The following is a 7,553-nucleotide window of genomic DNA, read 5'->3' as shown; positions in this document are numbered from 1 at the left end:
ACCAGGCCAAAGCGGCTTAAATCAACCCGCAAACTGAGCCGGAAACTCCATTCTTCCAGAGCCCAAAAAGTCTCAAATCATTCGACGACGGACAGACACCGGACAAACGACTTTAACTGCGAACTGGAAGCTACGACTTTTAGTTGCTGGATTTTGCCTATGAGAGGATCAAGTCAGGAGAACACGCGCTGGATTGACATACCGCGGCATGAAAGGCCTCTTGCCGAGGCTGAGCAAGCCCTACATACTGGTTTCCTAATAGGATGATCTCATGGGCAAAGGCGAAACCCATCTATCGACGCTAGCTGGACATGCGGAGGTACTGCTTCGCGGGGAGATGTTCGACCAATTCGGTGCTCTTTGCTTTCGCAGCGACCAGCAGGGTACTCTTGAAATCTTGCTCGTGACAACCCGCGAGACGCGGCGTTGGACTATCCCAAAGGGTTGGCCGATCAAGGGACTGAAGCCGCATGAAGTGGCCGAACGTGAAGCGTGGGAAGAGGCAGGCGTGAAGGGTAAGGCGAGGAAGAAAGCCGCCGGCTACTATACATATCTAAAAACCTTGTCTGATGGTAGCAAGACTCCTGCCATGGTGGAAGTTCACCTGCTGTCTGTCGACAAAGTCTACGAAAAATTTCCTGAATACAAAGAGCGCTCCCTTGAATGGATGTCCCCTTTGGAGGCAGCGCGACGGGTCAATGAGCCAGAGTTGAAGGGCCTATTGATCATGCTGGAAGCTGGTGGTTTGGCATAGGGTGATGCCGATATGGAGGCCTCTTGTCGCATGAGCGGGAAGATCGGCTAGGTCATTTGCATTTCACTTGCGGGACGTGCAAGGTTCGGCTCCGCTTCGTTTTCGCCTCTTCTTTCCCGCCTCGGCTAAATTATAGCTACCCTCCATGCTCGCGAAAAAGTGGCGTCTTCCACGCACCGAAGTGAGAAAGCTAGAGGTCTGCCTTCCCTTCGAAATAGCAATTTGCGTTTGACCAAGCTTCGGAACGCAGGCGGTCTGCCCGCATAGTTATTGCACAGCTCGGGAACTCGATATCGTGATCGGGCGTTGTAGGTCGTCGATTTACGCGTACGTGAGAGGTGAACGTGGTCGAGAGCAAGAAGCCGACTGTAGTGAGTTCCGGGATTTCCGGGTTGGACGAAATTCTCCGTGGCGGTCTGCCCGCATCAAATCTCTATATCGTTCAAGGCGCGCCGGGGTCGGGCAAGACGACCGCAGCGTTACAATTCCTCCGTGCCGGTGCGGCGAACGGAGAGCGCTGCATTTATGTCAGCCTGTCTCAGACAAGGGCAGAGCTGGAGGCGATCGCCCTGTCCCACGGCTGGACGCTTGAGGGCATCCGGGTGGAAGAGCTCGCGGCTTCAGATTCGATCCAGGGAGCGAGCGACCAGTCGATTTTTCAGACGGCTGAACTCCGTCTGGACGAGACACGGAAGATGATCGAAACCGCGATTGAGGAGCATAAACCCAGCCGGCTTGTCTATGACTCACTGCTGGAAATACGGTTGATTACCGGCGATTCACCCCGCTTTCGTCGCGAGCTGATCGCTTTCAAGGCGTTTCTTGCCAAACGCGACATTGTGGCTCTGCTACTTGACACCCAAACACCAGAGAACGATCGAACAGGCGAAGAGGTCGATGGCATTGCTCACGGCGTCATTCGTCTCGACAAATCGCTTGAGGAATATGGTGCGGTCCGCCGCCGCGTCGAGGTCAGTAAGATGCGCGGTGTGCCTGTAGCCGACGGCTATCACGACATGGCGATCCGCGAAGGGCAGGGCGTGGTCGTATTCCCGCGCATCATACCGGGCGCCGTGGCGAGAACGGTCGAGCCGCAGTTAATCAAGTCCGGCGTGGATACGCTCGATGAAATGTTCGGTGGCGGGCAGGAATCGGGAACCACCACCCTTGTCATAGGCCAGGCGGGCACCGGTAAATCAACCATGGCATCGCTCTATGCGACCGCAGCTCTCAAACGAGGTGAGAGTGTAGGCCTGTTCCTGTTTGAGGAACGAATAGAGACTTTCTTCCGGCGCTCGGAAGGATTGGGCATGGATCTGCGCCAATTTCACAAGGATGGTCAGCTGATCATCCGGGATTTCAACCCCAATGAGATCTCGCCGGGTGAGTTCGGCCAGATCGTGCAGCAAGCGGTGAGCAGTGAAAGGGTGAAGGTCGTCGTCATCGATAGCTTCACCGGATATCTGAATTCATTGCCGCATCGTGAGAAGGCGGTCCGCGACATCCAATCGCTCCTGAAATTTCTCGCGCGCGCGGGTGTGCTTACCATGCTTATCGTCGCGCAGCACGGTCTGCTTGGCCAAGGGATTGGTATTGATGTCGATGTAAGTTTTCTGGGCGACACGGTGCTGCTGCTACGAATTACCGAGCATGAGGGTAGGCTGCGGCGCAGCATTACTGTCGTGAAGAAACGGCACGGTCCGCACGATCTCGACGTCCGGGAATTGTTCATTCAGAGCTCCGGCGTCACGGTGGTCTCATATAACCCGATTCCGGAGGCCTGATCGCTCGTGGCCGTGAATGACAGCCATCTCGACTGGGTTTTGGTCATCGCGCCCTATAGGCGCGACGCCGAACATTTGGAGACGCTCCTGGCTCAGAATGGTGTAGCGGTGCGGCGGGCGGAGGGCTTGGAACAGTTGATGGCGTTGTTAGCACAAACACCTGGCGTCCTTGTTACCACCCAGGAGGCGCTTGATCCGGAGGTGCAGGAGGCGATTGGTCGCCACCTCGTCGAGCAGCCAGAATGGTCGGAGATGCCTATTCTCATCCTATTGGATCGGATGGTTCCTCCGACCCGCGTCCAGGCTGAGCTGTCAGCCGTTTGGCCCCGCTCACGGCAACTCTATTACCAACGTCCAGTGACAATGCTCGAATTGCTGAGTGGCGTTCAATCGAGCCTGCTTGCGCGCCTGCGCCAGCGCGATGTGCGGGACCACATTGAGCGCGAGAGCGAACTTCGGCGTGAGCTCAATCATCGCGTGAAGAACATTCTCTCCAGCATCTCTTCAATCTTCCAGATGACTCGTCGGCGTGCAGTTTCGCTGGATGAGTTCGCCGATGATTTCGCCGGTCGGCTTGCCGCTCTTGCCAATGTACATTCCGCAGTGTTCCAGGCGAACGGCGATGCAGCCCAGTTCTCCCATATTGTCGAATTAACCTTCAGCCCATATCGGGCGAAAGGCGCGGATCGCATTAGTTTCAAGGGGCCGGAAATTTTGCTGAGTGCCGAAGCCGCAACGACGCTGGCCTTGTGCTTCCATGAGCTTGCGACAAATGCGCTTAAATATGGTGCCCTCTTAAGACCAGAGGGCCGGATCAGTCTGAAATGGTCCGTCTCACAAGATGGCAACCTGGATCTTGAATGGCTTGAGAGAGGAGGTCCGCCAGTGTCGGAACCCAAAAGGAGCGGATATGGAACACGCTACATCCGCTCGGCGTTATACAACCTCTTTGGCACGCCGCCCACCATCCTGTTCCATCCACAGGGGCTATGCTGTACTCAAATCGGTCCCCTTGCGCGCGTGTCACCGAAGGACCTTTGACATCCTGGAGGCCTTTTAGCCATGCCATCTTCGGCGTCTCCACTGCGCATATTCTGTCTTGAAGACAATCCACTGATCATCTTTCAAGTTGAAGCGATGATTGAGGATTTGGGGCATCTTTTTGCAGGGTCTGCCATAAGCTTTACCGACCTTGTTAAAAGACAGGATCTCGACCGAATCGACGGAGTGCTGGTGGATATCGATCTTGCTGATGGACGCACTGGTCCTAATGCGGCGTTCTGGCTTTCCCGGCAGGGGATTCCGAGCATCTTCGTCACAGGTCAGGAGGCGATCGCGGCCGAGTATTCCCATGTGGTGCTTGCAACTATTGGCAAACCGGTGTCCGAGATCGAACTCGCAGAAAAGCTGGAGCTGTTTCGACACACCAACCGCAATGGTGGCGGAACACTATGACTGGCATCCTAAACTTATTGGGCACGAGGCCGTCGATCCGCGGTTGTATCATGGCGGTTCGCGCCCAAGAGATTTCTGCCCACAGGCTCATTGCCTCTGAACACAGTTCGCGCTGATGACTGGATGACGTCTTTGGAGACTAGACGATACTAGCGCCACTGCGCATTCAATAAACTGTCCGGTAGCGGACGTCGTCCTTCTTCCAATTTGATCTGTCTCTTATTGCATGAGGAGATGTTGATGAAGGTTATGATCGTCGAAGATGAGCCCTTGGTGGCACTCGAATTGGAGCGTATCGCCGTCGAAGCCGGCCACGAGGTCGTGGGCCCCTTCATGACGGCAGGGCAGGCACTCGCCTATGCATCAAAGGCGCAGGTGGCCTTCGTGGATCTCGGCTTGGCCGATGGCGATAGCGGAGCGGGGCTTGCTCGCCGATTGACCGATCGGTTCAGGATAAAAGTGATCTTTGTGACCGGCAGCCCAGAACGTGTTGGATACGGCCTCGAAGGAGCAATCGGAATAATCGACAAGCCATTTACCGACAAGGTGATCGTCGACGCCTTGGAAAAGGCGCAGCGCCTGCAAGGTTAAGCCAGTTGTATAATTGGCATCGCGGTATGACCCCACCCATGCTCGAAATATCAATAGGTTGGGACGACGATTTGTCTCAAATCACGGTGCTGATTGACACGTTGCCGGGCGTGGCAGTGGTCGCTTGAGTTCAACTCACAGAAATCGGCGCATCATTCTCTCATCGCTTCAGTAACCGCGACAGAACCGTCAAGGCTGCGGTCAGGTCGTCGAATGATGGGCCGCCGAGGCAAAGCCTTAGGCCGCTTGCCTGATCATGCGCATCCACCATCAACGCATCTGGCGCGGTTAACCTGATGCCGTTTGTCATGGCCTCAGCGACCAGGCGACTGGCTGCACCACGTTCCATCGGTAGCCAGACATTGTAGGCGTCGGGATGCCAGGCAAGGTCGCGCATGGCGAGGAGAGAAACGGCAAGACCGGAGCGCCGCCGTGCTTCATGGCGCAGATCCCGCTGGATCGAGGAGATGACCCCGGTCGTGAGCCAATCCTCCACCACCGCGCAGGAAAGTGCTGAAGGTGCCATCGGCATATCCTGCAAATGCTCTTTTGCGGCGTCTTCCAGCCCAGGTGGCAGCGTGAGCAGGCCGATTTGCAGACCGGGGCCGAGCGACTTGGAAAGCCCGTTCACATGAAACGAGATGTCGGGGGCCAATGCGGCGAGTGGCACTACGCCGGGGTCGGACGCCGCATAAACGCCGTCCTCGACGATCCAGACGCCGGCCCGACGACAAATGTCTACGATCGCCTGCCGCCGTGAGACGCCCATGGTGACGGTTGTCGGATTGTGCAGCGTCGGAGTGAGATAGACGGCGACGCGGCCGCGCGACGACGTAGCATCGAGCGCCGCCGCTAGTGCCTCCGGCATCATTCCCTCGGTATCGATCTCCAGCCCCTGCAGGCGGCACCCGTTGCGCCGGGCAAGTGCGATAGCCCCGGGATAGGTGATCCGCTCGGTGAGTAGCAGGCCACCCGGGCCGCAGGCGAGTTGGAAGGCAAGCGCCAGCGCTTGCCGGCCACCGCTCGTCAACACCAGATGCGACGGATCAGCGGACAGACCCAGCGTTTCGAGCCAGCGGGCAAGAATACGGCGGTGCTCGACATGACCGCCGGGGGGAGCATAGAGGTTGAAATGATCCGCATCGATCCTGCGGGCAATTCCCGTCAGCGTTTTTGCCAGAATGCGAGCGCTAAGCGTGGCGGGCGGCGCATTGGATGAGAGATCGATCTGCCTTTCACCATGCGCCTCCTGGATCGCCACGAATGTCCCGCGGCCTTTGACGCTGCGCGTCAAGCCGCGCCGCTCCAGAACGGCATAGGCCTTCGTTACCGTACCGAGGCCTACACCCAGCTTCCACGCGAGATCGCGATGGGCCGGCAGTCTGTCGCCCCCTGCCAGGCGCCCCTCGATAATGTCATCGGCAAGCGCAAGCACCAGCCGCTCAGCGGCATTCGCCTCGATGTCGGCCAGACGGGGAGCCCAGGGGGATTGCAGCAACATGAATCACAGCCTCGATTAAAGTGTCACATGACACTATTCCAATAGCGGAAAGTGTAACAGGAGATATAACAAGAGCCAACGAAATCGAAGATTTGCAACTGGCGCCGGCCGAAATGGCTAGGCTTATCGAGGTCTGAATGTTTAGCCATGTCACCGTCGGAGCAAGCGATCTTGAGCGAGCGGCAAGCTTTTATGATGCTGTGCTCCTCCCGCTTGGTCTGAAGCGCCGAACCGTCGCCCCCGATGGCGGGCCCGCCGCACTATGTTGGGTGGCGACGCAATCACCTTTGCCGCGCTTTTATGTCTACAGCCCCTTCAACCGCGAAGCGGCGACAGTCGGCAATGGCAGCATGGTCGCTTTTCTGGCGCCCTCGGAAGAGGCCGTGATCGAGGCCTATGCGGGTGGCATGGCCAATGGTGGAACGGATGAGGGCGGCCCGGGGCCGCGCCCGCACTATGGCGATGGCTATTTTGGTGCCTATCTGCGCGACCCTGACGGAAATAAAGTTCATATCGTCCACCGCGGCGATCTCCCGCAATAGAGCGGAAAGCGTCCTTTCGCCCACAAAGAGCATTTCAATGATCGCCAGCCAGCTCGCCCTCATCTACGCTACCTATGTGATCGCTACCGCCAGCCCGGGGCCGAGCAATATGGCCATCATGGCAACGGCGATGCGCGACGGCCGCCTGCCGGCGCTTGCCCTGGCGGCTGGCGTTGTCAGCGGTTCGCTCTTTTGGGCGATCCTGGCAGCGACCGGCCTGTCTGCAGTCCTTGCCGCCTTTGCCCAGGCGTTGTTCGTGATCAAGATCGCCGGCGGCGTCTATCTGCTGTATCTTGCCTTTCGCGCCGGTAGATCGGCGCTGCGGCCGAAGTCGGACTTCGGTGGAGCAAATGTCGAACGTGCAACACCTCGCTATGGAGCGCTCTACCGGCAAGGTCTTCTCATGCATATCGGAAATCCGAAGGCCATCCTGTCCTGGATCGCGATCATGTCGCTGGGGTTTCGGCAAGATGCGCCGGCCGGATTGTTTCCGCTGATCATTGCCGGCTGTGCCATCCTCGGCGTCATTGTGTTCGGCGGCTACGCCCTGTTGTTCTCGACAGCCTCCATGGCTGCGCTTTACACCCGACTGCGGCGGTCGATCGAAACCGTGCTTTCCGTCGTGTTTGCCACCGCGGGACTTCGACTGCTCATCTGGCAGGGCTGAAGACTGATCCTTCGCGCCGTCGTCGCATGGGCAGACGATCCCGCGAAAGGTCACACGGCTCTAATCATCCGCTCCCGTATCAAAGACGAGACGAATATGCGCGACCTTGCAGCCTTTACACCGCGGCGAGCCACGGTTGAGGCACGATCATTAACGGTTCGAATATCGCGGCGATTGCCTCTTCGACCTGTGTTTATAAGCTTGGCATGGACTGTCACGGGCACCACGATCGCTACCTATGGCGAACGATACGGCTTCG

Annotated in this window: 8 protein-coding genes; 7 read left to right on the top strand and 1 reads right to left on the bottom strand. The window is 57.8% G+C overall.

The genetic code is table 11. The annotated features are described in order from the left end of the window. The first annotated feature begins 271 nt into the window (after positions 1–271). From BJ928_RS38200 to BJ928_RS38180, 5 genes are all read left to right on the top strand, one after another. Positions 272–754 (top strand): NUDIX hydrolase, encoded by a 483-nt coding sequence (locus BJ928_RS38200; RefSeq protein WP_047637230.1) that lies wholly within the window; start codon positions 272–274, stop codon positions 752–754. Positions 755–1,098: 344 nt separating this feature from the next. Continuing rightward, complete coding sequence (locus BJ928_RS38195; RefSeq protein WP_047637228.1) at positions 1,099–2,538, top strand: ATPase domain-containing protein; 1,440 nt, start codon at positions 1,099–1,101, stop codon at positions 2,536–2,538. Positions 2,539–2,544: 6 nt separating this feature from the next. Beyond that, positions 2,545–3,579, top strand: a complete 1,035-nt coding sequence (locus BJ928_RS38190; protein ID WP_052228097.1) for a sensor histidine kinase — start codon at positions 2,545–2,547, stop codon at positions 3,577–3,579. Between the two features lie 21 nt (positions 3,580–3,600). Continuing rightward, on the top strand, positions 3,601–3,993 hold the full coding sequence (locus BJ928_RS38185; RefSeq protein WP_047637227.1) for a response regulator: 393 nt from the start codon (positions 3,601–3,603) through the stop codon (positions 3,991–3,993). Between the two features lie 240 nt (positions 3,994–4,233). Beyond that, positions 4,234–4,584, top strand: a complete 351-nt coding sequence (locus tag BJ928_RS38180) for a response regulator (RefSeq protein WP_047637225.1) — start codon at positions 4,234–4,236, stop codon at positions 4,582–4,584. Between the two features lie 160 nt (positions 4,585–4,744). Here BJ928_RS38180 and BJ928_RS38175 read toward each other — a convergent pair whose 3' ends face one another. Continuing rightward, positions 4,745–6,085, bottom strand: coding sequence for a PLP-dependent aminotransferase family protein (locus tag BJ928_RS38175; RefSeq protein ID WP_047637223.1), 1,341 nt, complete (start codon positions 6,083–6,085; stop codon positions 4,745–4,747). A 137-nt stretch (positions 6,086–6,222) separates the two neighbouring features. Here BJ928_RS38175 and BJ928_RS38170 point away from each other — a divergent pair, with 137 nt between their 5' ends. Beyond that, the gene (locus BJ928_RS38170; protein ID WP_047637221.1) at positions 6,223–6,627 is read left to right on the top strand and encodes a VOC family protein; all 405 of its coding nucleotides are present in this window, start codon (positions 6,223–6,225) and stop codon (positions 6,625–6,627) included. Between the two features lie 37 nt (positions 6,628–6,664). Continuing rightward, positions 6,665–7,294 (top strand): LysE family translocator, encoded by a 630-nt coding sequence (locus BJ928_RS38165; protein WP_047637219.1) that lies wholly within the window; start codon positions 6,665–6,667, stop codon positions 7,292–7,294. Positions 7,295–7,553 lie beyond the last annotated feature (259 nt).

This window comes from Rhizobium sp. WW_1 (assembly GCF_003610155.1).
GTDB lineage: Bacteria > Pseudomonadota > Alphaproteobacteria > Rhizobiales > Rhizobiaceae > Rhizobium > Rhizobium tropici_A.
The sequence above is the reverse complement of the archived record's forward strand: the minus strand, read 5'-3'. Positions and strand labels throughout refer to the sequence as shown.